This is a genomic window from Bacillus sp. ISL-35 (assembly GCF_018613355.1).
Lineage (GTDB): Bacteria > Bacillota > Bacilli > Bacillales > Cytobacillaceae > Mesobacillus.
Map to the genome: position 1 here is coordinate 33,423 of NZ_JAGGQK010000016.1, position 22,790 is coordinate 56,212.

38 protein-coding genes are annotated in these 22,790 nt (G+C 44.1%); 37 read left to right on the forward strand and 1 reads right to left on the reverse strand.

What is annotated here, in order from left to right; translation table 11 throughout:
- Positions 1–105 precede the first annotated feature (105 nt).
- The 37 genes from tuf (at position 106) to rpsI (ending at position 21,640) form a co-directional block, all read left to right on the forward strand.
- Positions 106–1,293: an elongation factor Tu gene (gene tuf, locus J7E38_RS19315; RefSeq protein WP_144481263.1), complete on the forward strand. Its 1,188-nt coding sequence runs from the start codon at positions 106–108 to the stop codon at positions 1,291–1,293.
- A 795-nt stretch (positions 1,294–2,088) separates the two neighbouring features.
- Positions 2,089–2,397 carry a 30S ribosomal protein S10 gene (gene rpsJ / locus J7E38_RS19320; protein WP_009791329.1) on the forward strand — a complete coding sequence of 103 codons (309 nt, stop codon included), beginning with the start codon at positions 2,089–2,091 and terminating at the stop codon, positions 2,395–2,397.
- A gap of 38 nt (positions 2,398–2,435) precedes the next feature.
- Entirely contained in the window at positions 2,436–3,065 is a 630-nt protein-coding gene (gene rplC, locus J7E38_RS19325) for a 50S ribosomal protein L3 (protein WP_214710300.1), read from the forward strand.
- Positions 3,066–3,091: 26 nt separating this feature from the next.
- A complete protein-coding gene (gene rplD / locus J7E38_RS19330; RefSeq protein WP_214710299.1) occupies positions 3,092–3,715 on the forward strand; it encodes a 50S ribosomal protein L4 in 624 nt (207 codons plus the stop codon).
- Positions 3,712–3,999, forward strand: a complete 288-nt coding sequence (gene rplW / locus J7E38_RS19335) for a 50S ribosomal protein L23 (RefSeq protein WP_214710302.1) — start codon at positions 3,712–3,714, stop codon at positions 3,997–3,999. The genes rplD and rplW overlap by 4 nt, the downstream gene beginning before the upstream one ends.
- Positions 4,000–4,028: 29 nt before the next feature.
- Positions 4,029–4,859 carry a 50S ribosomal protein L2 gene (gene rplB, locus J7E38_RS19340; RefSeq protein ID WP_214710298.1) on the forward strand — a complete coding sequence of 277 codons (831 nt, stop codon included), beginning with the start codon at positions 4,029–4,031 and terminating at the stop codon, positions 4,857–4,859.
- 57 nt (positions 4,860–4,916) lie between these two features.
- Positions 4,917–5,195: a 30S ribosomal protein S19 gene (gene rpsS, locus J7E38_RS19345; RefSeq protein WP_044393904.1), complete on the forward strand. Its 279-nt coding sequence runs from the start codon at positions 4,917–4,919 to the stop codon at positions 5,193–5,195.
- 18 nt (positions 5,196–5,213) lie between these two features.
- Entirely contained in the window at positions 5,214–5,555 is a 342-nt protein-coding gene (gene rplV / locus J7E38_RS19350; RefSeq protein WP_079504264.1) for a 50S ribosomal protein L22, read from the forward strand.
- A 3-nt stretch (positions 5,556–5,558) separates the two neighbouring features.
- Positions 5,559–6,215, forward strand: a complete 657-nt coding sequence (rpsC, locus tag J7E38_RS19355) for a 30S ribosomal protein S3 (RefSeq protein WP_144481258.1) — start codon at positions 5,559–5,561, stop codon at positions 6,213–6,215.
- 1 nt (position 6,216) lies between these two features.
- The gene (gene rplP, locus J7E38_RS19360) at positions 6,217–6,651 is read left to right on the forward strand and encodes a 50S ribosomal protein L16 (RefSeq protein WP_023626423.1); all 435 of its coding nucleotides are present in this window, start codon (positions 6,217–6,219) and stop codon (positions 6,649–6,651) included.
- The gene (gene rpmC, locus J7E38_RS19365; protein WP_079504261.1) at positions 6,641–6,841 is read left to right on the forward strand and encodes a 50S ribosomal protein L29; all 201 of its coding nucleotides are present in this window, start codon (positions 6,641–6,643) and stop codon (positions 6,839–6,841) included. Before rplP ends, rpmC begins: the two co-directional genes overlap by 11 nt.
- Positions 6,842–6,860: 19 nt before the next feature.
- Entirely contained in the window at positions 6,861–7,124 is a 264-nt protein-coding gene (gene rpsQ / locus J7E38_RS19370) for a 30S ribosomal protein S17 (RefSeq protein WP_023626421.1), read from the forward strand.
- Between the two features lie 40 nt (positions 7,125–7,164).
- Positions 7,165–7,533: a 50S ribosomal protein L14 gene (rplN, locus tag J7E38_RS19375; protein ID WP_044393899.1), complete on the forward strand. Its 369-nt coding sequence runs from the start codon at positions 7,165–7,167 to the stop codon at positions 7,531–7,533.
- Between the two features lie 34 nt (positions 7,534–7,567).
- Entirely contained in the window at positions 7,568–7,879 is a 312-nt protein-coding gene (rplX, locus tag J7E38_RS19380) for a 50S ribosomal protein L24 (RefSeq protein ID WP_192472777.1), read from the forward strand.
- 26 nt (positions 7,880–7,905) lie between these two features.
- Positions 7,906–8,445: a 50S ribosomal protein L5 gene (gene rplE / locus J7E38_RS19385; RefSeq protein ID WP_214710297.1), complete on the forward strand. Its 540-nt coding sequence runs from the start codon at positions 7,906–7,908 to the stop codon at positions 8,443–8,445.
- 25 nt (positions 8,446–8,470) lie between these two features.
- The gene (rpsN, locus tag J7E38_RS19390) at positions 8,471–8,656 is read left to right on the forward strand and encodes a 30S ribosomal protein S14 (protein ID WP_009499044.1); all 186 of its coding nucleotides are present in this window, start codon (positions 8,471–8,473) and stop codon (positions 8,654–8,656) included.
- Between the two features lie 30 nt (positions 8,657–8,686).
- Positions 8,687–9,085 (forward strand): 30S ribosomal protein S8, encoded by a 399-nt coding sequence (rpsH, locus tag J7E38_RS19395; RefSeq protein ID WP_079504257.1) that lies wholly within the window; start codon positions 8,687–8,689, stop codon positions 9,083–9,085.
- 32 nt (positions 9,086–9,117) lie between these two features.
- Positions 9,118–9,654, forward strand: a complete 537-nt coding sequence (gene rplF, locus J7E38_RS19400; RefSeq protein ID WP_214710296.1) for a 50S ribosomal protein L6 — start codon at positions 9,118–9,120, stop codon at positions 9,652–9,654.
- Positions 9,655–9,686: 32 nt separating this feature from the next.
- Positions 9,687–10,046: a 50S ribosomal protein L18 gene (gene rplR / locus J7E38_RS19405; RefSeq protein WP_023626415.1), complete on the forward strand. Its 360-nt coding sequence runs from the start codon at positions 9,687–9,689 to the stop codon at positions 10,044–10,046.
- Positions 10,047–10,070: 24 nt separating this feature from the next.
- The gene (gene rpsE, locus J7E38_RS19410; RefSeq protein ID WP_041966517.1) at positions 10,071–10,571 is read left to right on the forward strand and encodes a 30S ribosomal protein S5; all 501 of its coding nucleotides are present in this window, start codon (positions 10,071–10,073) and stop codon (positions 10,569–10,571) included.
- A gap of 13 nt (positions 10,572–10,584) precedes the next feature.
- Complete coding sequence (gene rpmD / locus J7E38_RS19415) at positions 10,585–10,767, forward strand: 50S ribosomal protein L30 (protein WP_079504252.1); 183 nt, start codon at positions 10,585–10,587, stop codon at positions 10,765–10,767.
- Positions 10,768–10,798: 31 nt separating this feature from the next.
- Positions 10,799–11,239, forward strand: coding sequence for a 50S ribosomal protein L15 (gene rplO, locus J7E38_RS19420; protein ID WP_214710295.1), 441 nt, complete (start codon positions 10,799–10,801; stop codon positions 11,237–11,239).
- Complete coding sequence (gene secY, locus J7E38_RS19425; protein WP_214710293.1) at positions 11,239–12,534, forward strand: preprotein translocase subunit SecY; 1,296 nt, start codon at positions 11,239–11,241, stop codon at positions 12,532–12,534. The genes rplO and secY overlap by 1 nt, the downstream gene beginning before the upstream one ends.
- A 56-nt stretch (positions 12,535–12,590) precedes the next feature.
- The gene (locus J7E38_RS19430) at positions 12,591–13,241 is read left to right on the forward strand and encodes an adenylate kinase (protein WP_144481251.1); all 651 of its coding nucleotides are present in this window, start codon (positions 12,591–12,593) and stop codon (positions 13,239–13,241) included.
- Entirely contained in the window at positions 13,241–13,987 is a 747-nt protein-coding gene (map, locus tag J7E38_RS19435) for a type I methionyl aminopeptidase (RefSeq protein WP_214710291.1), read from the forward strand. Before J7E38_RS19430 ends, map begins: the two co-directional genes overlap by 1 nt.
- Positions 13,988–14,203: 216 nt before the next feature.
- A complete protein-coding gene (gene infA / locus J7E38_RS19440) occupies positions 14,204–14,422 on the forward strand; it encodes a translation initiation factor IF-1 (RefSeq protein ID WP_009791305.1) in 219 nt (72 codons plus the stop codon).
- Positions 14,423–14,456: 34 nt separating this feature from the next.
- Positions 14,457–14,570 carry a 50S ribosomal protein L36 gene (gene rpmJ, locus J7E38_RS19445; RefSeq protein WP_003156543.1) on the forward strand — a complete coding sequence of 38 codons (114 nt, stop codon included), beginning with the start codon at positions 14,457–14,459 and terminating at the stop codon, positions 14,568–14,570.
- Between the two features lie 23 nt (positions 14,571–14,593).
- Entirely contained in the window at positions 14,594–14,959 is a 366-nt protein-coding gene (gene rpsM / locus J7E38_RS19450) for a 30S ribosomal protein S13 (RefSeq protein WP_214710290.1), read from the forward strand.
- Positions 14,960–14,983: 24 nt separating this feature from the next.
- Positions 14,984–15,373: a 30S ribosomal protein S11 gene (rpsK, locus tag J7E38_RS19455; RefSeq protein WP_023626407.1), complete on the forward strand. Its 390-nt coding sequence runs from the start codon at positions 14,984–14,986 to the stop codon at positions 15,371–15,373.
- A 176-nt stretch (positions 15,374–15,549) separates the two neighbouring features.
- Complete coding sequence (locus J7E38_RS19460) at positions 15,550–16,494, forward strand: DNA-directed RNA polymerase subunit alpha (RefSeq protein WP_144481248.1); 945 nt, start codon at positions 15,550–15,552, stop codon at positions 16,492–16,494.
- A 76-nt stretch (positions 16,495–16,570) separates the two neighbouring features.
- On the forward strand, positions 16,571–16,933 hold the full coding sequence (rplQ, locus tag J7E38_RS19465; RefSeq protein ID WP_144481247.1) for a 50S ribosomal protein L17: 363 nt from the start codon (positions 16,571–16,573) through the stop codon (positions 16,931–16,933).
- A 433-nt stretch (positions 16,934–17,366) separates the two neighbouring features.
- Positions 17,367–18,206: an energy-coupling factor ABC transporter ATP-binding protein gene (locus J7E38_RS19470; RefSeq protein ID WP_214710289.1), complete on the forward strand. Its 840-nt coding sequence runs from the start codon at positions 17,367–17,369 to the stop codon at positions 18,204–18,206.
- Entirely contained in the window at positions 18,182–19,051 is an 870-nt protein-coding gene (locus tag J7E38_RS19475; protein ID WP_214710288.1) for an energy-coupling factor ABC transporter ATP-binding protein, read from the forward strand. The genes J7E38_RS19470 and J7E38_RS19475 overlap by 25 nt, the downstream gene beginning before the upstream one ends.
- Complete coding sequence (locus J7E38_RS19480; protein ID WP_214710287.1) at positions 19,048–19,845, forward strand: energy-coupling factor transporter transmembrane component T family protein; 798 nt, start codon at positions 19,048–19,050, stop codon at positions 19,843–19,845. The genes J7E38_RS19475 and J7E38_RS19480 overlap by 4 nt, the downstream gene beginning before the upstream one ends.
- 5 nt (positions 19,846–19,850) lie before the next feature.
- Positions 19,851–20,615, forward strand: a complete 765-nt coding sequence (gene truA, locus J7E38_RS19485; RefSeq protein WP_214710286.1) for a tRNA pseudouridine(38-40) synthase TruA — start codon at positions 19,851–19,853, stop codon at positions 20,613–20,615.
- A gap of 174 nt (positions 20,616–20,789) precedes the next feature.
- Positions 20,790–21,227 (forward strand): 50S ribosomal protein L13, encoded by a 438-nt coding sequence (rplM, locus tag J7E38_RS19490; RefSeq protein ID WP_079504238.1) that lies wholly within the window; start codon positions 20,790–20,792, stop codon positions 21,225–21,227.
- A gap of 20 nt (positions 21,228–21,247) precedes the next feature.
- Complete coding sequence (gene rpsI, locus J7E38_RS19495; protein WP_167834112.1) at positions 21,248–21,640, forward strand: 30S ribosomal protein S9; 393 nt, start codon at positions 21,248–21,250, stop codon at positions 21,638–21,640.
- Positions 21,641–22,068: 428 nt separating this feature from the next.
- Here the strand turns inward: rpsI and J7E38_RS19500 are convergent, their stop codons facing one another.
- Positions 22,069–22,755, reverse strand: coding sequence for a hypothetical protein (locus tag J7E38_RS19500; protein WP_214710284.1), 687 nt, complete (start codon positions 22,753–22,755; stop codon positions 22,069–22,071).
- Positions 22,756–22,790: the final 35 nt, after the last annotated feature.

Genomic DNA, 22,790 nt, shown 5'->3' on the forward strand with positions numbered 1-22,790 from the left:
TCAAGTATAACTACTAATGTAAGCATACGCTGTGGAGTAGGCTATCCGACTCCACAGCACATTAAAATATACTTAATTTTCATATATCAAAGGAGGATTTTTCTAATGGGAAAAGCTAAATTCGATCGTTCTAAGCCACACGTTAACATCGGTACAATTGGTCACGTTGACCATGGTAAAACAACTCTAACAGCTGCTATCACTACTGTTCTTTCTAAAGTAGGCGGCGGTGAAGCACGCGGTTACGACCAAATCGACGCTGCTCCAGAAGAGCGCGAGCGTGGAATCACAATCTCAACTGCACACGTTGAGTACGAAACTGCAACTCGTCACTATGCACACGTTGACTGCCCAGGACACGCTGACTATGTTAAGAACATGATCACTGGTGCTGCACAAATGGACGGCGGTATCCTTGTAGTATCTGCTGCTGACGGTCCAATGCCACAAACTCGTGAGCACATCCTTCTTTCTCGTCAGGTAGGCGTACCTTACCTTGTTGTATTCATGAACAAGTGTGACATGGTTGACGACGAAGAACTTCTTGAACTAGTAGAAATGGAAGTACGTGACCTTCTTTCTGAATACGACTTCCCTGGCGATGACATCCCAGTTATCAAAGGTTCTGCTCTTAAAGCTCTTGAAGGAGCTCCAGAATGGGAAGAAAAAATCAACGAGCTTATGGCTGCAGTTGACGAGTACATCCCAACTCCAGAACGTGACACTGACAAGCCTTTCATGATGCCTGTTGAGGACGTATTCTCAATCACTGGCCGTGGAACAGTTGCTACAGGACGTGTTGAGCGTGGACAAGTTAAAGTCGGTGACGTTGTAGAAATCATCGGTATGACTGAAGAGCCAAAATCTACTACTGTAACAGGTGTAGAAATGTTCCGTAAGCTTCTTGACTATGCAGAAGCTGGAGACAACATCGGTGCACTTCTTCGTGGAGTAGCTCGTGAAGATATCCAACGTGGCCAAGTACTTGCTAAGCCAGGTTCTGTTAAGCCACACACAAAGTTCAAAGCTGAAGTATACGTTCTTTCAAAAGAAGAAGGTGGACGTCACACTCCATTCTTCACTAACTACCGTCCTCAGTTCTACTTCCGTACAACTGATGTAACTGGTATCTGTAATCTTCCTGAAGGCGTAGAAATGGTTATGCCTGGCGACAACATCGAAATGACTGTTGAACTAATCGCTCCAATCGCTATCGAAGAAGGAACTAAGTTCTCAATTCGTGAAGGCGGCCGTACTGTAGGCGCTGGCGTAGTTGCGACTATCCAAGAGTAATTTTAAATAGAAACAATGAAAGCAGCTGGATGACGATCCAGCTGCTTTTTTTATTGTGCTATTTAAAAAAATGATTGAAAAGAAAAATGATTGATAAACATCTATTATAAAAAGAAATCAATGATCTTGTTTCTGTCCGAGAATGAAAGAGGAAGTTTTAGAGGGAAGTATCTGCCCGGGTAAGTAAAAAACGGAAGCTAACAGTCACATAAAAAAGAAACATGTGCCCGTGAAAGTGGAAAACAGGAGCTGACGGTCACATAAAAGAGAAACATGTTTCCGTGAAAGTAAAAAACGGAAACTGGCGGTCGCATGAAAGGAAACCATAAAGAAACGATCAACTTGCGATTAAGTGATGAACAGTTTGTTTCTATATAGTGTAGTTATTAAGTAATGAGAGTAACTACATGAGTTAATACCGCACCTTAAAAACAGAATCCTGCATCAGTTCCTTCTATAATATAAACAATTCTAAAACCAGCATGTTTTTTCTCCAGAGTCATCATCCACGTTCAAAAGGAATTATTTTCTCCACGTCCAAATAGTTAGAAATCTCTTTCCCCACTTGTAAAATACGATTGAGCCCGCTATAATAGTAAAAGTGTGTTGAACATAATTAAAAAGCGGAATACTTCTTGCGTTTGGGTTATGTTTTATGTATAATAGACAATGTTGGTCTTTGACTGCGATGATGCGGAAGGTTGCTGACACACCCGGCCGCTTTGCCATGGCGAGTGTGTGGGAAATTTTCGCGGAGAATGTCTATTTTAAAATAGGCGAAAAGGAGGGAAAGTAATGGCAAAACAAAAAATTCGTATCCGTTTGAAAGCTTATGATCACAGGATTCTTGATCAATCTGCAGAGAAAATTGTTGAAACAGCGAAACGTTCTGGTGCGGCGGTGTCTGGTCCAATCCCACTACCTACAGAAAAGTCAATTTACACAATTCTTCGTGCGGTGCATAAGTACAAGGATTCTCGTGAGCAGTTCGAAATGCGTACGCATAAGCGTCTGATTGACATCATCAATCCGACTCCGCAAACGGTCGATTCACTAATGCGTTTAGACCTGCCATCAGGTGTAGATATCGAAATCAAACTTTAATCAATAAAACATTATAATTCACAGGAGGTGTGACTGAAATGACCAAAGGAATCTTAGGAAGAAAGATTGGTATGACTCAAGTATTTGCTGAAAACGGCGACCTTATCCCGGTAACTGTTGTAGAAGCTGCTCCAAACGTTGTTCTTCAAGTGAAATCTGCTGAAACAGATGGCTACGAAGCGATCCAGCTAGGTTTTGATGACAAGCGCGAAAAGCTTTCCAACAAGCCTGAAAAGGGACACGTTGCAAAGGCAAACACTGCTCCTAAGCGCTTCGTTAAGGAATTCAACGGTGTCGAAGTAGCAGGATATGAAGTTGGTCAGGAAGTCAAAGTTGATATTTTCGCAGAAGGCGATATCGTAGATGTTACAGGAATCTCAAAGGGTAAAGGTTTCCAAGGTGCTATCAAGCGTCACGGACAATCTCGCGGACCAATGGCTCACGGTTCTCGTTACCACCGCCGCCCTGGTTCAATGGGTCCTGTTGCTCCAAACCGCGTATTCAAGGGTAAATTGCTACCTGGACGCATGGGTGGAGAGCAGATCACTGTTCAAAACCTGCAAATCGTCAAAGTTGACGCTGAACGTAACCTTCTTCTAATCAAAGGAAACGTTCCAGGTGCTAGAAAAGCCCTTCTAAAAATCAAAACTGCTGTAAAAGCTAAGTAATTTTTACAGGAAAGGAGGAAACAAGAATGCCTAAAGTAGCATTATTCAACCAAGCTGGTTCACAAGTTGGAGAAATCGAACTTAACGATTCAGTATTTGGTATTGAGCCTAACAACCACGTAATGTTCGAAGCAGTTGTAATGCAAAGAGCTTCATTACGTCAAGGTACTCACAAAACTAAAATTCGTTCTGAAGTAGCGGGCGGTGGACGTAAGCCGTGGAAACAAAAAGGAACTGGACGTGCGCGTCAAGGATCTATCCGTTCTCCACAATGGCGCGGCGGCGGTACTGTTTTCGGACCAGTTCCACGCAGCTACAGCTATAAATTGCCTAAGAAAGTTCGTCGTTTGGCAATCAAATCTGCTTTATCATCAAAAGTGCAAGCTGAGAACATCCTTGTTCTTGAGAGCCTAGCTTTCGAAGCTCCAAAGACAAAGGAATTCAAGAGTGTACTAACTGGTCTTTCAGTTAACACGAAAGCATTGATCGTAACAGCAGGTCTTGAAGAAAACGTCGCACTATCTGCACGTAACATTCCTGGAGTAACTGTTGTTACTGCTGATGGAATCAACGTACTAGATGTTTTAAATCATGATAAGCTGATCATGACAAAAGCAGCTGTTGAAAAAGTAGAGGAGGTGCTTGCATAATGGATGCACGTGATATCATTAAGCGCCCCGTTATTACAGAACGTTCTTCAGATCTAATGGCTGAGAAGAAATACACTTTCGAAGTCGATACAAGAGCGAACAAAACTCAAGTTAAAGATGCTATTCAAACTATTTTCGGCGTAAAAGTTGAAAAAGTTAACATCATGAACTACAAAGGTAAGTTCAAGCGTATGGGCAAATTCGGCGGTTACACTAATAAGCGTCGTAAAGCTATCGTAAAGCTTACTCAAGACAGCAAAGAAATCGAATTCTTCGAAGTATAATAATCCAATAAGAAGAGGAGGGAAACGAAATGGCGATTAAAAAGTACAAACCTACCTCCAACGGTCGTCGTAATATGACAGCATCTGATTTTGCTGAGATTACAACTGACAAGCCGGAAAAATCCTTGCTTGCTCCGTTGCACAGAAAAGGCGGTCGTAACAACCAGGGTAAGTTAACTGTTCGTCATCAAGGTGGCGGCCATAAGCGTCAGTACAGAATCATTGATTTCAAACGTACAAAAGATGGCATTCCAGGACGCGTTGCCACAATTGAGTATGATCCAAACCGTTCAGCAAACATTGCGTTAATTAATTATGTAGATGGTGAAAAGAGATATATCCTAGCTCCTAAAAACCTAGAAGTAGGTATGGAAGTTATGTCTGGCCCAACAGCTGACATTAAAGTAGGTAACTCTCTTCCACTAACAAACATCCCAGTTGGTACTGTAGTACACAACATCGAATTGAAGCCTGGCAAAGGCGGACAATTGGTTCGTTCTGCAGGAACTTCAGCACAGGTTCTTGGTAAAGAAGGCAAATATGTATTAGTTCGTTTGAACTCTGGCGAAGTACGTATGATCCTTTCTGAGTGCCGTGCAACTGTTGGTCAAGTTGGTAACGAACAACACGAATTGATCAACATCGGTAAAGCAGGTCGTTCACGCTGGTTAGGCAAGCGCCCAACAGTTCGTGGATCTGTAATGAACCCTAACGATCACCCACACGGTGGTGGTGAAGGACGTTCACCAATCGGACGTAAATCACCAATGTCACCATGGGGCAAGCCGACTCTTGGATACAAGACTCGTAAGAAGAAGAACAAATCCGACAAGTTTATTGTACGTCGTCGTAAAAAATAACGGGATTGAGCTACGGTTCGCGGGAACCGTAGGGCAATCACGAAGGGAGGTTCAATCATGGGTCGCAGCTTAAAAAAAGGACCTTTTGTTGATGAGCACTTAATCACAAAGATCGAAAAGTTAAATGAAACTGAAGGCAAGAAAGTTGTTAAAACTTGGTCTCGCCGTTCTACGATCTTCCCACAATTCATCGGACACACGATTGCTGTCTACGATGGTCGCAAACATGTACCTGTTTATGTCACTGAAGACATGGTAGGCCACAAGCTTGGAGAATTCGCTCCAACTCGTACTTACAAAGGACATGGTAATGACGATAAGAAAACAAGACGTTAATGAGAGGAGGGCATCCAAATGCAAGCTAAAGCTGTTGCAAGAACAGTTCGTATTGCTCCTCGTAAAGCTCGCTTAGTTCTAGATTTAATTCGAGGAAAGCAAGTTGGTGAAGCAGTTGCTATCTTAAACCTTACCCCAAAGGCAGCTTCTCCAATCGTAGAAAAAGTGTTGAAATCTGCATTAGCAAACGCAGAGCACAACTATGAGATGGATGTTAATAACCTTGTCGTATCCGAAGCTTACGCTAACGAAGGACCAACGTTGAAACGTTTCCGTCCACGTGCTATGGGCCGTGCAAGTGCAATTAACAAACGTACTAGCCACATTACAATCGTTTTATCAGAAAAGAAGGAGGGATAATCAGTGGGTCAAAAAGTAAATCCAGTCGGTTTGCGTGTCGGAATCATCCGTGATTGGGAATCAAAATGGTACGCAGGCAAAGACTACGCTGATCTTTTACACGAAGACCTTAAGGTTCGTGAGTACATCACTAAGCGTTTACGCGATGCTTCTCTTTCTAAAGTAGAAATCGAGCGTGCTGCAAACCGCTTGAATGTAACTGTCCACACTGCGAAGCCAGGAATGGTTATCGGTAAGGGTGGTACAGAAGTTGAAGCACTTCGTAAAGCGCTAAACGAACTAACAGGCAAACGTGTTCATATAAACATTCTTGAAATCAAAAAAGCTGATATCGATGCGAAATTGGTTGCTGAAAACATCGCACGCCAATTGGAGAACCGTGTATCTTTCCGCCGCGCACAGAAGCAAGTTATCCAACGTGCAATGCGTGCTGGCGCTAAAGGTATCAAGACAATGGTATCCGGCCGTCTAGGCGGTGCAGACATCGCTCGTTCAGAACATTACAGCGAAGGAACAGTTCCACTTCATACTCTTCGTGCCGATATCGATTATGCTACTGCTGAAGCAGATACAACTTACGGTAAGCTAGGCGTTAAAGTATGGATTTATCGTGGAGAGGTCCTTCCTACGAAGAAGAAAACTGAGGAAGGAGGCAAATAATATGTTATTGCCAAAACGCGTTAAATATCGCCGTCAACACCGTGGCAAGATGCGCGGTCAAGCTAAAGGCGGTACTGAAGTAAATTTCGGTGAATTCGGTTTGCAAGCTCTTGAAGCTTCTTGGATCACGAACCGCCAAATCGAATCTGCCCGTATTGCAATGACTCGTTACATGAAACGTGGCGGTAAAGTCTGGATCAAGATTTTCCCTCACAAGCCATATACTGCAAAGCCTCTAGAAGTCCGAATGGGTTCTGGTAAAGGTGCTCCTGAAGGTTGGGTAGCAGTTGTTAAACCAGGCAAAGTAATGTTCGAAGTAGCTGGCGTTTCTGAAGAGATCGCTCGTGAAGCATTACGCCTTGCAGCACACAAGCTTCCTGTAAAGTGCAAGTTTGTTAAACGAGAAGAAATTGGTGGTGAATCTAATGAAAGCTAATGAAATTCGTGACCTTACCACTGCTGAAATTGAACAAAAAGTTAAATCTTTAAAAGAAGAGCTATTCAACCTGCGCTTTCAATTAGCGACTGGACAACTTGAAAACACAGCTCGCATTCGTGAAGTACGCAAAGCGATTGCTCGCATGAAAACTGTAATTCGTGAAAGAGAAATCGGCGTTAACAGATAATTGAGAGGAGGTTCTCACAATGAGTGAACGCAACCAACGCAAAGTTTATACTGGACGCGTAGTATCTGACAAGATGGACAAAACTGTTACTGTTCTTGTTGAGACTTACAAAAAGCATCCTTTATACGGCAAGCGTGTAAAATACTCTAAGAAGTTCAAGGCTCATGATGAGCAAAATGAGGCAAAGATCGGCGATGTAGTTCGTATCATGGAAACTCGTCCGCTATCTGCCACAAAACGTTTCCGCCTTGTAGAAGTGGTGGAAAAAGCTGTTATTATCTAATTGTTCGGATTAAGGTTTATTCCGAAGGGAGGTTACTCGCATGATCCAACAGGAAACACGTTTAAAAGTTGCTGATAATTCAGGTGCACGTGAGGTTCTTACTATTAAGGTTCTTGGCGGTTCTGGCCGTAAGACTGCTAATATCGGAGACGTTATCGTTTGTACAGTGAAACAGGCAACACCAGGTGGCGTTGTTAAAAAAGGTGACGTTGTCAGAGCAGTTATCGTTCGTACAAAAACTGGTATGCGCCGTACTGACGGTACTTACATTAAGTTTGACGAGAATGCTTGTGTAATCATCCGTGACGATAAGAGTCCTCGTGGTACTCGTATCTTCGGACCAGTTGCACGTGAGCTTCGTGACAACAACTTCATGAAGATCGTTTCATTAGCTCCAGAAGTACTATAATCTATTTCAAATGCCTTTAAGGAGGTGCACACAGATGCATGTAAAAAAAGGTGACAAAGTAATGGTCATCTCTGGTAAGGACAAAGGCAAAACAGGGATCATCCTTGAAGCTTATCCAAAGCAAAGCCGTGTTCTTGTAGAAGGAATCAACATCGTGAAAAAACACGCTAAGCCTTCTCAAGTAAATCCACAAGGTGGAATCTTGAACCAGGAAGCACCTATCCATGTATCAAACGTAATGCCTGTAGATCCGAAATCCGGCAAGCCAACCCGAGTTGGTTACACTGTCGAGAACGGCAAGAAGGTACGCGTTGCTAAAAAATCCGGTGAAGTTCTAGATAAATAGTCTATTGAAGAAGGGAGGTACAATCGATGAACCGCCTAAAAGAAAAGTTCAACAATGAAATTACTCCTGCTCTTATGAGCAAGTTTAACTATAAGTCAATCATGGAAGTTCCTAAACTTGAAAAGATCGTAATCAACATGGGTGTAGGTGACGCTGTTGCCAACGCTAAAGCTCTTGATGTTGCAGTTGAGGAATTGGCAACGATCTCTGGTCAAAAGCCAGTTGTGACTCGTGCTAAGAAATCAATCGCTGGCTTCCGCCTTCGTGAAGGTATGCCAATCGGTGCGAAAGTAACTCTTCGCGGTGAGCGCATGTACGAATTCATCGACAAGTTAATTTCAGTATCTTTACCACGTGTACGTGACTTCCGCGGTATCTCTAAGAAGTCTTTCGACGGACGCGGTAACTACACACTTGGTGTTAAAGAACAGTTAATCTTCCCTGAAATTGATTACGATAAAGTAAACAAAGTACGTGGCATGGACATTGTTATTGTAACGACTGCTAACACTGATGAAGAAGCTCGTGAACTATTAACACAATTCGGAATGCCATTTCAAAAGTAATCTCTAATAAGAGGGAGGCGAAAACGTGGCTAAGAAATCAATGATTGCGAAACAAAAACGCACGCCTAAATACAAAGTACAAGAGTACACTCGCTGTGAGCGCTGCGGCCGTCCGCACTCTGTATACCGCAAATTTAAGCTTTGCCGTATTTGTTTCCGTGAATTAGCATACAAAGGACAAATTCCTGGTGTGAAAAAAGCTAGCTGGTAAAACTGAAAGCTCTGGAAGGAGGTAAATTAAATGGTCATGACAGATCCGATTGCAGATTTGCTAACTCGTATTCGTAATGCGAATATGGTTCGTCACGAAAAATTAGAAGTACCTGCTTCTAACATGAAAAAAGAAATCGCTGAGATCCTTAAGCGTGAAGGTTTCGTGCGTGACGTTGAATATATCGAAGACAATAAGCAAGGTATCATCCGTATCTTCTTGAAGTACGGTGCAAACAATGAGCGTGTTATCACTGGTCTTAAGAGAATCAGCAAGCCAGGACTTCGCGTTTATGCAAAATCAAACGAAGTACCTAAGGTACTTAACGGTTTAGGTATCGCACTAGTATCAACTTCAAACGGCGTTTTAACTGACAAAGAAGCTCGCGCTAAGCAAGTGGGCGGAGAAGTTTTAGCATACGTTTGGTAAAAGATTTTTCTGAATGAATGGAGGTGCAACAAATGTCACGCGTAGGTAAAAAACCAATTGAAATTCCAGCTGGTGTTACTGTTACTCTTGATAACAATCACGTAACAGTAAAAGGACCAAAAGGTGAATTGTCTCGTACTTTTCACTCTGACATCGAAATCAAGATCGAAGAGAACGTAATCAACATTTCTCGCCCAACTGATAACAAAGAACATCGTGCATTGCACGGAACGACTCGTGCGGTTCTTGCTAACATGGTTGAGGGTGTATCTAAAGGATTCGAAAGAGGTCTTGAGCTAGTAGGTGTCGGTTACCGTGCTTCTAAGCAAGGTAACAAGCTTGTACTTAACGTAGGATACTCTCATCCGGTAGAAATCGAGGCAGAAAAAGGCCTTGAAGTCGAAGTTCCTTCTAATACGAAGATCGTTATTAAAGGTACTGATAAAGAGCGTGTTGGCGCATTGGCTGCTAACATCCGTGACGTACGTCCACCAGAGCCTTACAAAGGCAAAGGTATTCGTTATGAAGGCGAATATGTACGCCGCAAAGAAGGTAAAACAGGTAAGTAATGCCGCATAGGTTAACGAAAGGAGTGACGTAAATGATTACGAAGGCTGATAAAAACGCTACTCGCCGTAAAAGACACGGTCGTGTCCGTGCGAAACTTAGCGGAACTGAAGCTCGTCCTCGTCTAAATGTGTTCCGTTCTAACAAGCACATTTATGCTCAACTAATCGACGATGTAAAGGGAGTAACTCTAGCGAGTGCTTCTACTTTAGATAAAGAAGTGAATGTTGAAGGCAATAACCTGGAAGCAGCAAAGCAAATCGGTGAATTGATCGCTAAGCGTGCTGTGGAAAAAGGTTATAAGTCAGTAGTATTTGACCGTGGCGGATACCTATATCATGGCCGCATCCAGGCACTTGCTGATGCTGCCCGCGAAAACGGCTTAGAATTTTAATAGAAAAAGGAGGGACATACAAAGATGCGTCGTATTGATCCAAACAAACTTGAACTTGAAGAACGCGTAGTTACGATTAACCGTGTTGCTAAAGTTGTTAAAGGTGGACGCCGTTTCCGTTTTTCTGCTCTAGTAGTAGTTGGAGATAAAAACGGTAATGTCGGCATGGGTACTGGTAAAGCACAAGAAGTACCTGAAGCGATTCGCAAAGCTATCGAAGATGCGAAGAAGAACCTAATCCAAGTACCTATGGTTGGTACTACAATTCCACACCAGGTTATCGGACACTTTGGTGCTGGTGAAATCCTTCTGAAGCCTGCTTCTGAAGGTACAGGAGTTATCGCTGGCGGACCAGTTCGTGCGGTACTAGAATTAGCAGGTGTTGCTGACATCCTGTCTAAGTCACTTGGAACTAACACTCCAATCAACATGGTTCGTGCAACTCTTGAAGGTCTTTCTCAACTTAAGCGTGCAGAAGACGTAGCAAAACTTCGCGGTAAATCTGTGGAAGAACTGTTAGGATAAGGAGGGAAATCAAATGGCTAACAAATTAGAAATTACCCTCACTCGCAGCCTGATCGGTCGTCCGCAAGATCAGCGCGAAACAGTTAAGGCTCTTGGCTTACGTAAAATGAACCAAACAGTTGAGCAACAAGATAATGCAGCAATCCGCGGCATGATCAACAAAGTTTCTCACCTGGTTACAGTAACTGAAAAATAATTTAACCTTTTTAAAATAAGGAGGTGCCAACATGAAACTTCATGAATTAAAGCCTGCAGAAGGTTCCCGTAAAGAACGCAAACGTCTTGGACGTGGTATCGGTTCTGGTCAAGGTAAAACTGCTGGTAAAGGTCATAAAGGTCAAAACGCTCGTTCTGGCGGCGGTGTACGCCCTGGTTTTGAAGGTGGTCAAACTCCTTTATTCCGACGCTTGCCTAAACGCGGTTTCACGAACATCAACCGCAAAGAATACGCAGTCGTTAACCTTGATAGCCTGAACGTATTCGAAGATGGAACAGAAGTAACTCCAGAACTTCTAATCGAAACAGGTCTTGTCAGGAAAGAACTAGCAGGTGTTAAGATCCTTGCTAAGGGAAGCCTTGAGAAGAAATTGACTGTTAAAGCTCATAAGTTCTCCTCTGCAGCCGAGGAAGCGATTAAAGCTGCCGGCGGTCAAACTGAGGTGATTTAATGTTCCAGACAATCTCCAATTTTATGCGCGTGGGTGAAATTAGAAATAAAATTCTCTTCACCCTTTTAATGTTGATTGTATTTCGTCTCGGTACATTTATTCCTGTACCGAACGTAAATGCAGATATTTTGAAAGCACAGGATGACATGAGTGTCTTCGGTGTGCTGAATACTTTTGGCGGCGGTGCACTGCAGAACTTCTCTATCTTCGCGATGGGAATCATGCCGTACATCACTGCTTCAATCATCATCCAGCTTTTGCAGATGGATGTTGTGCCAAAGTTTACTGAATGGTCCAAACAAGGAGAAGTCGGACGCCGTAAATTAGCTCAGTTTACCCGCTATTTCACGATCGTTCTTGGTTTTATCCAGGCATTCGGTATGTCTTATGGCTTTAACAATATGGCAGGAGGATTATTGATCCAGAATGCCAATATCGCTTCTTACTTGCTGATTGCGACGGTCTTGACTGCTGGAACTGCATTCTTAATGTGGCTTGGTGAGCAGATCACAGCAAAAGGCGTAGGAAACGGTATTTCAATCATTATCTTTGCAGGTATCGTTGCCGGAATTCCGACAATGGTCAATCAGATTTATGCACAGCAGTTCTCTGATGCAGGTGACGCTCTGTTCTTGCGCATTGTGACTGTATTGTTGATTCTGATTGCTGTTATCGCAATCATTGTGGGTGTTATTTTCATCCAGCAGGCAACACGTAAAATACCGATTCAGTACGCTAAACGCATGAGCGTAGGAAACAACGCGGTTGGCGGCCAGAACACTCACCTTCCTTTGAAAGTGAACGCAGCTGGTGTCATCCCGGTTATCTTCGCGATTTCGTTTATCGTTACACCTCCGACAATCGCTCAGTTCTTCGGCACGAATGATGTGACACTCTGGATTCAGAAGACGTTCGATTACACACAGCCGATCGGCATGATTGTCTATGTGGCATTAATCGTCGCGTTCACGTATTTCTATGCGTTCATCCAGGTCAATCCTGAACAAGTCGCCGAGAACCTGAAGAAGCAGGGCGGATATGTTCCTGGCATACGCCCGGGAAAAAATACACAGGAATACTTGACAAGGGTCCTTTACCGCCTGACTTTGGTTGGTGCGATATTCCTTTCAGTAATCTCTGTGCTGCCAGTGTTTTTCATTAAATTCGCTGGTCTGCCTCAATCGGTACAGATTGGCGGAACTAGCTTGCTGATCGTTGTCGGCGTTGCGCTTGAAACGATGAAGCAGCTTGAAGCTCAGCTTGTAAAACGCCATTATAAAGGCTTTATAAAATAAGATTTAGGGGACTTGTGTCCCTTGAATCTTTAATAGAGACTGAGGGGGGAAAACTTGTGAATTTGGTTCTGATGGGGCTTCCGGGTGCCGGTAAGGGCACGCAAGCCGATAAAATTGTTGGTAAATACAACATCCCTCATATCTCAACTGGAGATATGTTCCGTGCAGCTATCAAAGAAGGAACGGAACTTGGATTACAGGCAAAATCATTTATGGACAAGGGAGAGCTTGTACCTGATGAAGTAACGATCGGGATTGTCCGTGAACGCTTAAGCAAAGAAGACTGTGAAAATGGATTCCTTCTTGATGGATTCCCGCGCACAGTTGCACAGGCTGAAGCTCTGGACAGCATGCTTGCTGATCTTGGCAAAAAAATTGATTATGTCATCAACATTGATGTGGATCAGAGTATCCTAATGGAGCGTTTGACAGGACGCAGGATTTGTAAAAACTGTGGAGCGACATACCACCTTGTGTTCAACCCTCCTGCAAAGGAAGGCGTTTGTGACCGTTGTGGAGGCGAGCTTTACCAGCGCGCTGATGACAATGCAGAAACAGTTCAAAACCGTCTGGACGTTAACATCCAGCAAACAAAGCCTCTGTTGAACTTCTATGAAGATAAAGGTTACTTACGCAATATCAACGGTCAGCAGGACATTGATGTCGTTTTTGCTGATATCGAGGAATTGCTTGGGGGCTTAAATTAATGATCATATGCAAAACCCCTCGTGAAATAGAAATTATGCGGGAAGCAGGTCGCATTGTAGCGCTGACACACCAGGAGTTAAAGAAACATGTTGCTCCCGGCATTACAACCAAAGAGCTGGATGCCATCGCTGAGGATTTTATCCGCAAACAAGGTGCAACTCCTTCTTTTAAAGGTTATAATGGTTTTCGCGGCAGCATCTGTGCATCCGTTAATGAAGAACTAGTTCACGGGATACCTGGAGATCGGGTTCTTAAAGAAGGCGACATCATCAGCATCGATATCGGTGCAAAGTACAACGGATACCACGGGGACTCCGCCTGGACTTACCCGGTTGGAAAGGTTGATGAGGAAGCCCAGCGTCTTTTGGACGTGACGGAAGAGTCATTGTTCAAAGGCCTGAAGGAAGCTAAGCCAGGGGAACGTCTTTCGAACATCTCCCATGCAATTCAAACGTATGTGGAATCAGAAGGCTTTTCTATTGTTCGTGAGTATGTTGGCCATGGAATTGGGCAAGAATTGCATGAAGACCCGCAAATTCCTCATTACGGCCCTCCTAACAGAGGACCTAGGCTGAAGCCTGGAATGGTTCTATGCATAGAACCGATGGTGAATGCTGGAAGCCGCTATGTGAATACGTTAGCCGATAATTGGACTGTTGTAACGGTTGACGGTAAAATGTGTGCCCATTTTGAGCATACGATCGCGATCACTGAAACAGGTTTTGAGGTTTTAACAAAAGCCTGATCCGGTGTTCAGCCGTCTGATTCTGTTTTTTAGTCTTTAAATAGGCAAAAATGATTTTTCTATGCGGACGGGAAGCCAGCTTTATGTTATAATCATAAGGTTGAATATTTTTCATCAATATTCTCGATTGCATGCCGTATCACAAATAGAAAGTTCCATTCCGCGTTAGCGGGCTATGATTTAATACGAATTTGAATAAAGAAGGGAGACCAGTTTATGGCGAAAGATGATGTAATTGAAATTGAAGGCACAGTAATAGAAACTTTGCCTAATGCAATGTTTAAGGTAGAATTAGAGAATGGTCATACAGTGTTGGCTCATGTTTCCGGCAAAATCAGAATGCACTTCATTCGGATCCTGCCTGGAGATAAAGTAACAGTTGAGCTTTCTCCATATGATTTGACTCGCGGAAGAATTACTTACCGCTTTAAATAAACCGTGACTCCGTACTATCAAGGAGGTTAGAGTAATGAAAGTGAGACCATCTGTTAAGCCAATCTGTGAAAAGTGCAAAGTTATCCGCAGAAAAGGCAAAGTAATGGTGATCTGTGAAAACCCTAAACATAAACAAAAACAAGGTTAATATTAAAGGAGGTGCGCATCTAGATGGCACGTATTGCTGGTGTAGATATTCCACGTGAAAAGCGTGTAGTTATTGCTTTAACATATATTTTCGGAATCGGCAGATCAACTGCTGAAAAAGTTCTTGCTGAGGCTGGTGTTTCTGAAGACACTCGCGTTCGCGATCTTACTGAAGAAGAACTTAACAAAATCCGTGATATCATCGACAAGTTAAAGGTTGAAGGTGACCTTCGCCGTGAAGTTTCACTAAACATCAAGCGTCTAATGGAGATCGGTTCATACCGTGGCTTGCGTCATCGTCGTGGATTGCCTGTTCGCGGACAGAACACGAAGAACAACGCACGTACTCGTAAAGGTCCTCGTAAGACTGTAGCTAACAAGAAAAAATAATCCGTAAAGGAGGGTAACATTTAAATGGCTCGTAAAACTAATACACGCAAACGCCGCGTCAAAAAGAATATTGAAAGTGGAGTTGCGCATATTCGTTCAACTTTCAACAACACTATCGTAACAATTACAGACGTACATGGTAACGCATTATCATGGTCTAGTGCAGGTGCGCTTGGTTTCAAGGGTTCACGTAAATCCACTCCATTCGCAGCACAAATGGCAGCAGAAACTGCAGCTAAGACTTCTATGGAACATGGTCTGAAAACTCTTGAGGTTACTGTTAAAGGACCAGGTGCTGGTCGTGAAGCAGCTATCCGTGCTCTTCAAGCAGCAGGTCTTGAAGTTACAGCAATCAAAGATGTAACTCCAGTTCCACATAACGGCTGCCGCCCGCCAAAACGTCGCCGTGTTTAATTTTTCTGTATAGAATTTGTACTCCTGTCTATAATGGGATATGATACAAATATTTTCTAGGTATACAGAAATCATTAATCCAGTTGTTGTGCACAAACGGGAACGTATACATGGGGGAATTTCGGTAAGGGAAAAAACCTGCCGGGGTTTCGACGTTTTGAAGGAGGGTATATTTGATGATCGAAATAGAAAAACCAAAAATCGAAACGGTTGAGATCAGCGATGATGCCAAGTACGGCAAGTTTGTCGTAGAACCGCTTGAGCGTGGATATGGTACAACTTTGGGTAACTCCTTACGTCGTATCCTATTATCCTCACTCCCAGGTGCAGCTGTCACATCGATTCAAATCGATGGAGTACTTCATGAGTTCTCAACAATTGAAGGCGTCGTAGAAGATGTAACATCAATCATTCTAAACGTTAAGAAGTTAGCGTTGAAAATCTACTCTGATGAAGAGAAGACACTTGAAATCGATGTACAGGGCGAGGGTCCAGTCACTGCAGCATCCATCACGCATGACAGTGATGTTGAAGTCCTGAATCCAGATCTTCACATTGCAACTCTATCAAGCAAGGGCTCATTGCGTATGCGCCTGAATGCAAGAAGAGGACGCGGATACAATCCTGCTGACCAGAACAAGCGTGAAGACCAGCCGATCGGTGTCATTCCAATCGACTCTATCTACACACCGGTTTCACGAGTATCTTATCAAGTAGAAAATACACGCGTAGGGCAAATGACGAATTATGACAAGCTGGTATTTGACGTATGGACAGATGGCAGCACTGGTCCTAAGGAAGCCATTGCACTAGGTTCAAAGATCCTGACTGAGCACTTGAACATTTTTGTCGGTTTGACTGACGAAGCTCAAAATGCTGAGATCATGGTAGAGAAAGAAGAAGACCAAAAAGAAAAAGTCCTTGAGATGACGATTGAGGAACTGGATCTTTCTGTTCGTTCATATAACTGCTTAAAGCGTGCTGGTATCAACACTGTCCAGGAGCTTGCTCACAAGACAGAGGAAGATATGATGAAAGTGCGTAACCTTGGCAGAAAATCACTAGAAGAAGTGAAAGCAAAACTAGAAGAGCTAGGCTTAGGCTTACGCAAAGATGACTAGTTATTGATTAACTAGGCATTTTGCTGTCAGTCCTATCACTGCCGGCTTACGACTTCAACAAAGGAGGGAAACACTCATGGGATACAGAAAGTTAGGACGCACAAGTGCCCAGCGTAAAGCAATGCTACGTGACTTAACAACTGATTTGATTATCAATGAGCGTATTGAAACTACTGAAACACGTGCGAAAGAACTTCGTTCAGTTGTTGAGAAAATGATTACTCTTGGAAAGCGCGGAGACCTTCACGCTCGCCGTCAAGCATCTGCTTGGGTTCGCCACGAAGTTGCAAACGCTGAAACAAACCAGGATGCAGTTCAAAAACTATTCGCTGACATCGCTCCACGCTACGCAGAGCGTCAAGGTGGATACACTCGTATCATGAAACTTGGACCACGCCGCGGTGACGGTGCGCCAATGGTAATTATCGAGTTAGTTTAATACCATTAAACACTCAAACAAGGGCGATGGACAGTTTATACAAACTTGTTTCATCCCCTTTTTTTACTATAAGGGCAAGACCCTTGCGAAAACTTAAAAAAAGCAGCACAAGCCAAAAACGAGCGTTATGATGCGCAGGCCACTGGGAAAGAAGAGTTCACTGGCCCCATCGGCCGGTTATTCCAGGGAACTTGAAGAACTTTGGATCGGCAGCGGATTGATCATGAATCGATCACGTACCGGAGCTGTTCTGCCTGTCTCGTCTAGCTCATGCACTTCTCCCCAGTCCTTTTAAGGACCTGCAATTCGCGGATCGCTTCCGCTCGGGGAGAGGTGCAGGCTTTTTTTATATCCAGAGATTTTTGTATAATGATGGATGATAGAAAATCAAAAAGAGAAGAGACAGTGAAGAAGAGTTGAGAGGAGGGCGGAGATGAGCAAACCACTAGTAAGCATAGAGGGTGTATCCTTTAGCTATGAAGGACAGCAGACGCCTGCACTGAAAAATATCAGCTTTGATATTTTAGAAGGCGAATGGCTGGCAATTGTCGGTCATAATGGTTCAGGCAAATCGACGCTGGCAAAATTATTGAACGGGCTTCAGTTTCCGCAGGAAGGCACGATCACAGTATGCGGAACTGTGCTGTCTGAAGATACAGTGTGGGAAGTAAGAAAAAATGTAGGAATGGTCTTTCAAAATCCTGATAACCAGTTTGTTGGAACAACGGTAAGGGATGATGTGGCTTTTGGTCTGGAAAATCACGGCGTGCCACGGGAGACGATGGTAGAGCGTGTGCAGACTTCACTTGATAAAGTCAAAATGGGAACCTTTCTGAATCAAGAGCCGCACCATCTGTCAGGCGGCCAGAAGCAGCGTGTCGCCATCGCGGGTGTGATTGCCTTGCAGCCGGCCATCATCATCTTGGACGAGGCAACATCAATGCTTGATCCACGCGGACGTGCAGAAGTAATCGAAACCGTACGTGAATTGAAAGACCGTGAAAACATCACGGTCATTTCGATCACACATGACCTTGAAGAGGCTGCCAAAGCAGACAGGATCATCGTCATGAACAAAGGGGAGCTCTATCGTGAAGGAACTCCTGAACAGATTTTCGAGATGGATGAGGAGCTTGTCAAGCTGGGTCTGGATATCCCTTTCCCGGTAAAAATGAGCAAAATCATGCGTCAAAAAGGAATAGGACTTCCGAAAACATATTTAACAGAAGAAGAGCTGGTGACGGAATTATGGACATCTCACTCAAAAATATAGAATATCGTTACCAGGCTGATTCCCCGTTCGAACGTCTTGCGATTTCCGATGTTTCCATTGATATTCCTTCTGGAACATACCTTGCAGTGATCGGCCATACAGGTTCAGGGAAGTCTACCGTTCTCCAGCATTTGAATGCGCTCTTGAAACCAACAAAAGGCGCGGTCTTGATTGGCAGCCGGGAGATCAAGGCAGGACGGAAAGAGAAGAATCTGAAGGGTGTCCGCGAAAAGGTAGGCATTGTCTTTCAATTTCCGGAACATCAGTTATTCGAAGAGACAGTGGAAAAGGATATCATGTTTGGCCCGATGAATTTCGGTGTTACGGAAAGAGACGCGAAGGCTCGTGCCATCGCAGCGCTCAAGTTGGTAGGATTGCCTGAAGACATCCTTGAAAAGTCGCCATTTGACCTTTCAGGAGGGCAGATGCGGCGTGTAGCCATCGCGGGTGTACTGGCGATGGAGCCTGAAGTCATCGTGCTGGACGAGCCGACTGCAGGGTTGGACCCGCGCGGACGGAAAGAAATTATGGATTTATTTTATACTCTTCATAAAAAAAGGAATTTATCAACCGTTCTTGTCACCCATAGCATGGAGGACGCTGCCAGGTATGCGGATGAAATAGTTGTCATGCATCAGGGCAAGGTTTTTACAAAAGGAACACCCGATCAGATCTTTTCCGATCCAGTCGCTTTGCTGGAGCTTGGGCTCGATGTACCGGAAGTTGTCGGCCTGCAGTTGAAGATAGAAAAAGCCTTTGATACGAAATTCAGTAAGATCAGCCTTTCAGAAGAAGAGCTCGCGGAAATGGTCGCAGGGTTCGTGAAAGGAGGCGGTCAAAAATGATGGAGAAAATGATTTTTGGCCGTTACGTGCCGGGAGATTCCCTCCTTCACCGGATGGACCCGCGTTCCAAGCTGGTCATGGTCTTCCTGTTTGTCATCGTTGTATTTATAGCCAACAATGTGCCAACCTATGCTGTGCTGGCGGCCTACACATTCCTGATGGTAGGATTGTCGAGGATTCCGTTAAGGTTTCTGTATGGCGGGCTAAAGCCAGTGTTTTTGCTCGTGCTGTTTACATTCCTGCTCCATATCTTCATGACCAAAGAAGGCGATATCGTCTTCGAGCTTGGGTGGCTGAAAATTCATGAGGAAGGCCTCAGGCAAGGGATTTTCATATCCCTCAGATTCCTGCTGCTTATTCTCATGACTTCACTTCTGACCCTGACGACGACGCCAATCGAGATTACTGATGGACTCGAGACATTGCTGAATCCATTGAAAAAACTCAAATTCCCTGTTCACGAGCTGGCTTTGATGATGTCCATTTCGCTGAGATTCATTCCGACACTCATGCAGGAAACCGATAAAATCATGAAGGCTCAGACTGCACGCGGAGTAGAGTATAACAGCGGCCCTGTCAAAGAGCGGATCAAGGCGATCGTGCCTTTATTGATTCCGCTGTTCATCAGCTCGTTCAAGCGGGCCGAGGAGCTTGCTGTCGCAATGGAGGCAAGAGGCTATAAGGGCGGCGAAGGACGAACCAAATACCGCCAGTTGACATGGGGCATGGTCGATACCTCGATGCTTCTCTTCCTGGCAGCTGTCACGGTTCTATTATTCGTTTTAAGAGGGTAATCATTATGCCGCGAATCAAATGTATAATTTCATACGATGGCACCGGTTTTTACGGCTACCAGGTGCAGCCAGGCAAAAGGACGGTTCAGAGTGAGCTTGAAAAGGCCCTGGAGAAGCTGAATAAGGGGACAAGCATCAGGGTCAGCGCATCAGGCCGTACAGACGCAGGAGTGCATGCACGCGGCCAGGTGATCCATTTTGACACGATGCTGGAAATTGAGCCTGCCAGATGGCAAATCGCGCTCAATTCCCTGCTGCCTGACGACATTGCCGTCCATTCGGTGGAATTGGCCAGGCCTGATTTTCATGCTCGCTTTGATGCGGTTGGCAAGGAGTACCGCTACTTTCTGCTGCCGTCAAAGCATCGCGATCCCTTCCAGCGGAATTATGCCTATCAATTTCCGTATGAACAAGATTTGGAGGCTATGAAGGAAGCGGCCAGGCTGCTGCTTGGCACACATGATTTCACTAGTTTTTGTTCGGCGAAAACAGAAGTGGAAGACCGTGTGCGGACCTTGCAGGAAATCGATTTTTTCGAAGAGAACGGTCTGCTGGTATTCAGGTTTGTCGGTAATGGCTTCCTGTACAATATGGTAAGAATCCTTGTCGGAACCTTGCTGGAGGTAGGAACAGGCAGGAGAGCTGCCGACAGCATGCTTCAGCTGCTTCAGGCACAAGACCGTACCCGGGCCGGGAAGACCGCACCTGGACATGGTCTGTATCTATGGAAGGTTTTTTATGGGGAAGAAGATCACCAATTCGAAAATTAATTTCAAAAAAGTGATATGACAACTAATCCTGGTGTTGACAATCTCTCAACCACAGGTTAAGATATCATATGTATGTATTTTAAACCCACGATCAGCCCCGGAAGAGCTTTATCGTGTTTGAAAATATACCAACAATGAACTTGATTTTTTTTTGACTATTTAGGAGGGAAACTCATGCGTACAACGTTTATGGCAAATGCCAACAATATCGAACGTAAATGGTACGTAGTTGACGCTGCAGGCAAGACTCTAGGTCGCCTTTCTACTGAAGTAGCAGCTATTCTACGTGGTAAACATAAACCAACTTTCACACCACATGTTGACACTGGTGATCACGTAATCATCATCAACGCATCTAAGATCGAACTTACAGGCAAGAAATTGACTGACAAAATCTACTACCGCCACACAATGCACCCAGGTGGATTGAAGCAAAGAACAGCTCTTGAAATGCGTACAAACTACGCTGAAAAGATGCTTGAACTTGCAATCAAAGGCATGCTTCCAAAGAACTCTCTTGGACGCCAAATGTTTAAAAAGCTTCATGTATATGCTGGTAACGAGCATCCACATCAAGCACAACAACCTGAAGTTTACGAACTTCGCGGATAATTATTAAGGAGGTAATTAACTTGGCACAGGTTCAATATATCGGTACCGGTCGTCGTAAGAGCTCCGTTGCGCGAGTTCGTTTAGTACCAGGCACTGGAAAAATTACAATCAACGATCGTGAAATTGAAGATTATATCCCATTCGCAGCACTACGTGAAGTAGTTAAGCAGCCGCTTGTTGCTACTGAAACTGTAGGAAGCTACGATATCCACGTTAACGTAAATGGCGGTGGATACACTGGCCAGGCTGGCGCAATCCGTCACGGTATCTCTCGTGCATTGCTTCAAGCTGATCCAGAATTCCGTCCAACACTTAAGCGTGCAGGACTTCTTACTCGTGACGCTCGTATGAAAGAACGTAAGAAATACGGTCTTAAAGGCGCTCGTCGTGCACCTCAGTTCTCAAAGCGTTAATTTTTGGCGCTTCAAAGGCTCTCAACCAATTTGGTTGGGGGTCTTTTTTTGATTCGTTGCGCTGTTAAAGATGAACCTTTTATAGGTAGTGGTAGGCCGTTAACTGGAAAAAAACGCGCGGAATTTCCAGTTCGCCAATAAATCCTGATTTTCGCCAATAAAAATAGATTATCGCCAATAAAAAGGGATTATCGCCAATAAAATCGTGAAAACCGCCAATAAAAATGGAAAATCGCCAATAAAAAATTTTATAGTGTAAGAAACATAGGTAGGGGGAGGCGATCCTTGTTTTTTTTAACCGAAAGGAAAGTCGCGAACTCGAAATGCTCATCTTTTACGTCCAAAATCATTTCGCAAAGAAATAACTGATGCGAAAACCAGCCTAATTAAAAAGCAGAGGCATCATTCTCTGCCTCCGCTTACATCAATTAATCCTCGTAACCCGTCATCGAATCCAAATGGCTCGCGATCATTGCGATGATCGTTGGTGCTTCTTCTTTGGTAAAAATGAAGTTGGTTTCATCTTTAATCATTTCATCGTCTTCGGTCCAAATTCGGTTGATCCGGCGAAGAACACCGTCTCCAGTTGCCTCGACCAGTCCGAATTGGTACGTCACTTCCACGTCATCTTCCTTATAAAAGGCGGTGACCTCAGGGGTTTCCCACTCAACATCGATTTCTTCAAGGATGTCGTCATCATCGATGATTTCAGTCATATAAAGATCATCATCGTCTTCTTCGTCAGTGTCCATGTATAAGGTGTCATCATCCTCCGCTTCATAAACAACTTCAATTTCCTCTTCATCGTTTATGTAATCATGGAAGCCCTCATGGACCGCATCAACAATGTCATCAATATCCGAAAGAATCACTCTGGCTGGCTGCTCAAGCTCTTCGTCGAAGGTTTCTGTATAAAATTCCTCATTATGCGGGTCAAAGTATAATATATAAAAATAATCTCTTTCACCATCATCATAGTCCACAAAGAACTGAATTCGTGGATGCTTGGATCCTCTTTCAACCGCCATCTGGCCTTCCTGGTCATATTTTTCACAAATCGACTCAAGATGATCCTGCAGCTCACCGACTACCCGGTCAAACCATTCCATTGACATAGAAATCCATCCCTTCGTTCTGTTTTCTGGATTAG

Bases quoted from the DNA above. Each gene is read 5' to 3' on its own strand.
- tuf (WP_144481263.1), top strand. From the start codon at position 106: ATGGGAAAAGCTAAATTCGATCGTTCTAAGCCACACGTTAACATCGGT.
- rpsJ (WP_009791329.1), top strand. From the start codon at position 2,089: ATGGCAAAACAAAAAATTCGTATCCGTTTGAAAGCTTATGATCACAGG.
- rplC (WP_214710300.1), top strand. From the start codon at position 2,436: ATGACCAAAGGAATCTTAGGAAGAAAGATTGGTATGACTCAAGTATTT.
- rplD (WP_214710299.1), top strand. From the start codon at position 3,092: ATGCCTAAAGTAGCATTATTCAACCAAGCTGGTTCACAAGTTGGAGAA.
- rplB (WP_214710298.1), top strand. From the start codon at position 4,029: ATGGCGATTAAAAAGTACAAACCTACCTCCAACGGTCGTCGTAATATG.
- rpsS (WP_044393904.1), top strand. From the start codon at position 4,917: ATGGGTCGCAGCTTAAAAAAAGGACCTTTTGTTGATGAGCACTTAATC.
- rplV (WP_079504264.1), top strand. From the start codon at position 5,214: ATGCAAGCTAAAGCTGTTGCAAGAACAGTTCGTATTGCTCCTCGTAAA.
- rplP (WP_023626423.1), top strand. From the start codon at position 6,217: ATGTTATTGCCAAAACGCGTTAAATATCGCCGTCAACACCGTGGCAAG.
- rpmC (WP_079504261.1), top strand. From the start codon at position 6,641: ATGAAAGCTAATGAAATTCGTGACCTTACCACTGCTGAAATTGAACAA.
- rpsQ (WP_023626421.1), top strand. From the start codon at position 6,861: ATGAGTGAACGCAACCAACGCAAAGTTTATACTGGACGCGTAGTATCT.
- rplN (WP_044393899.1), top strand. From the start codon at position 7,165: ATGATCCAACAGGAAACACGTTTAAAAGTTGCTGATAATTCAGGTGCA.
- rplX (WP_192472777.1), top strand. From the start codon at position 7,568: ATGCATGTAAAAAAAGGTGACAAAGTAATGGTCATCTCTGGTAAGGAC.
- rplE (WP_214710297.1), top strand. From the start codon at position 7,906: ATGAACCGCCTAAAAGAAAAGTTCAACAATGAAATTACTCCTGCTCTT.
- rpsH (WP_079504257.1), top strand. From the start codon at position 8,687: ATGGTCATGACAGATCCGATTGCAGATTTGCTAACTCGTATTCGTAAT.
- rplF (WP_214710296.1), top strand. From the start codon at position 9,118: ATGTCACGCGTAGGTAAAAAACCAATTGAAATTCCAGCTGGTGTTACT.
- rplR (WP_023626415.1), top strand. From the start codon at position 9,687: ATGATTACGAAGGCTGATAAAAACGCTACTCGCCGTAAAAGACACGGT.
- rpsE (WP_041966517.1), top strand. From the start codon at position 10,071: ATGCGTCGTATTGATCCAAACAAACTTGAACTTGAAGAACGCGTAGTT.
- rpmD (WP_079504252.1), top strand. From the start codon at position 10,585: ATGGCTAACAAATTAGAAATTACCCTCACTCGCAGCCTGATCGGTCGT.
- rplO (WP_214710295.1), top strand. From the start codon at position 10,799: ATGAAACTTCATGAATTAAAGCCTGCAGAAGGTTCCCGTAAAGAACGC.
- secY (WP_214710293.1), top strand. From the start codon at position 11,239: ATGTTCCAGACAATCTCCAATTTTATGCGCGTGGGTGAAATTAGAAAT.
- map (WP_214710291.1), top strand. From the start codon at position 13,241: ATGATCATATGCAAAACCCCTCGTGAAATAGAAATTATGCGGGAAGCA.
- infA (WP_009791305.1), top strand. From the start codon at position 14,204: ATGGCGAAAGATGATGTAATTGAAATTGAAGGCACAGTAATAGAAACT.
- rpmJ (WP_003156543.1), top strand. From the start codon at position 14,457: ATGAAAGTGAGACCATCTGTTAAGCCAATCTGTGAAAAGTGCAAAGTT.
- rpsM (WP_214710290.1), top strand. From the start codon at position 14,594: ATGGCACGTATTGCTGGTGTAGATATTCCACGTGAAAAGCGTGTAGTT.
- rpsK (WP_023626407.1), top strand. From the start codon at position 14,984: ATGGCTCGTAAAACTAATACACGCAAACGCCGCGTCAAAAAGAATATT.
- J7E38_RS19460 (WP_144481248.1), top strand. From the start codon at position 15,550: ATGATCGAAATAGAAAAACCAAAAATCGAAACGGTTGAGATCAGCGAT.
- rplQ (WP_144481247.1), top strand. From the start codon at position 16,571: ATGGGATACAGAAAGTTAGGACGCACAAGTGCCCAGCGTAAAGCAATG.
- J7E38_RS19470 (WP_214710289.1), top strand. From the start codon at position 17,367: ATGAGCAAACCACTAGTAAGCATAGAGGGTGTATCCTTTAGCTATGAA.
- J7E38_RS19475 (WP_214710288.1), top strand. From the start codon at position 18,182: ATGGACATCTCACTCAAAAATATAGAATATCGTTACCAGGCTGATTCC.
- J7E38_RS19480 (WP_214710287.1), top strand. From the start codon at position 19,048: ATGATGGAGAAAATGATTTTTGGCCGTTACGTGCCGGGAGATTCCCTC.
- truA (WP_214710286.1), top strand. From the start codon at position 19,851: ATGCCGCGAATCAAATGTATAATTTCATACGATGGCACCGGTTTTTAC.
- rplM (WP_079504238.1), top strand. From the start codon at position 20,790: ATGCGTACAACGTTTATGGCAAATGCCAACAATATCGAACGTAAATGG.
- J7E38_RS19500 (WP_214710284.1), bottom strand. From the start codon at position 22,755: ATGTCAATGGAATGGTTTGACCGGGTAGTCGGTGAGCTGCAGGATCAT.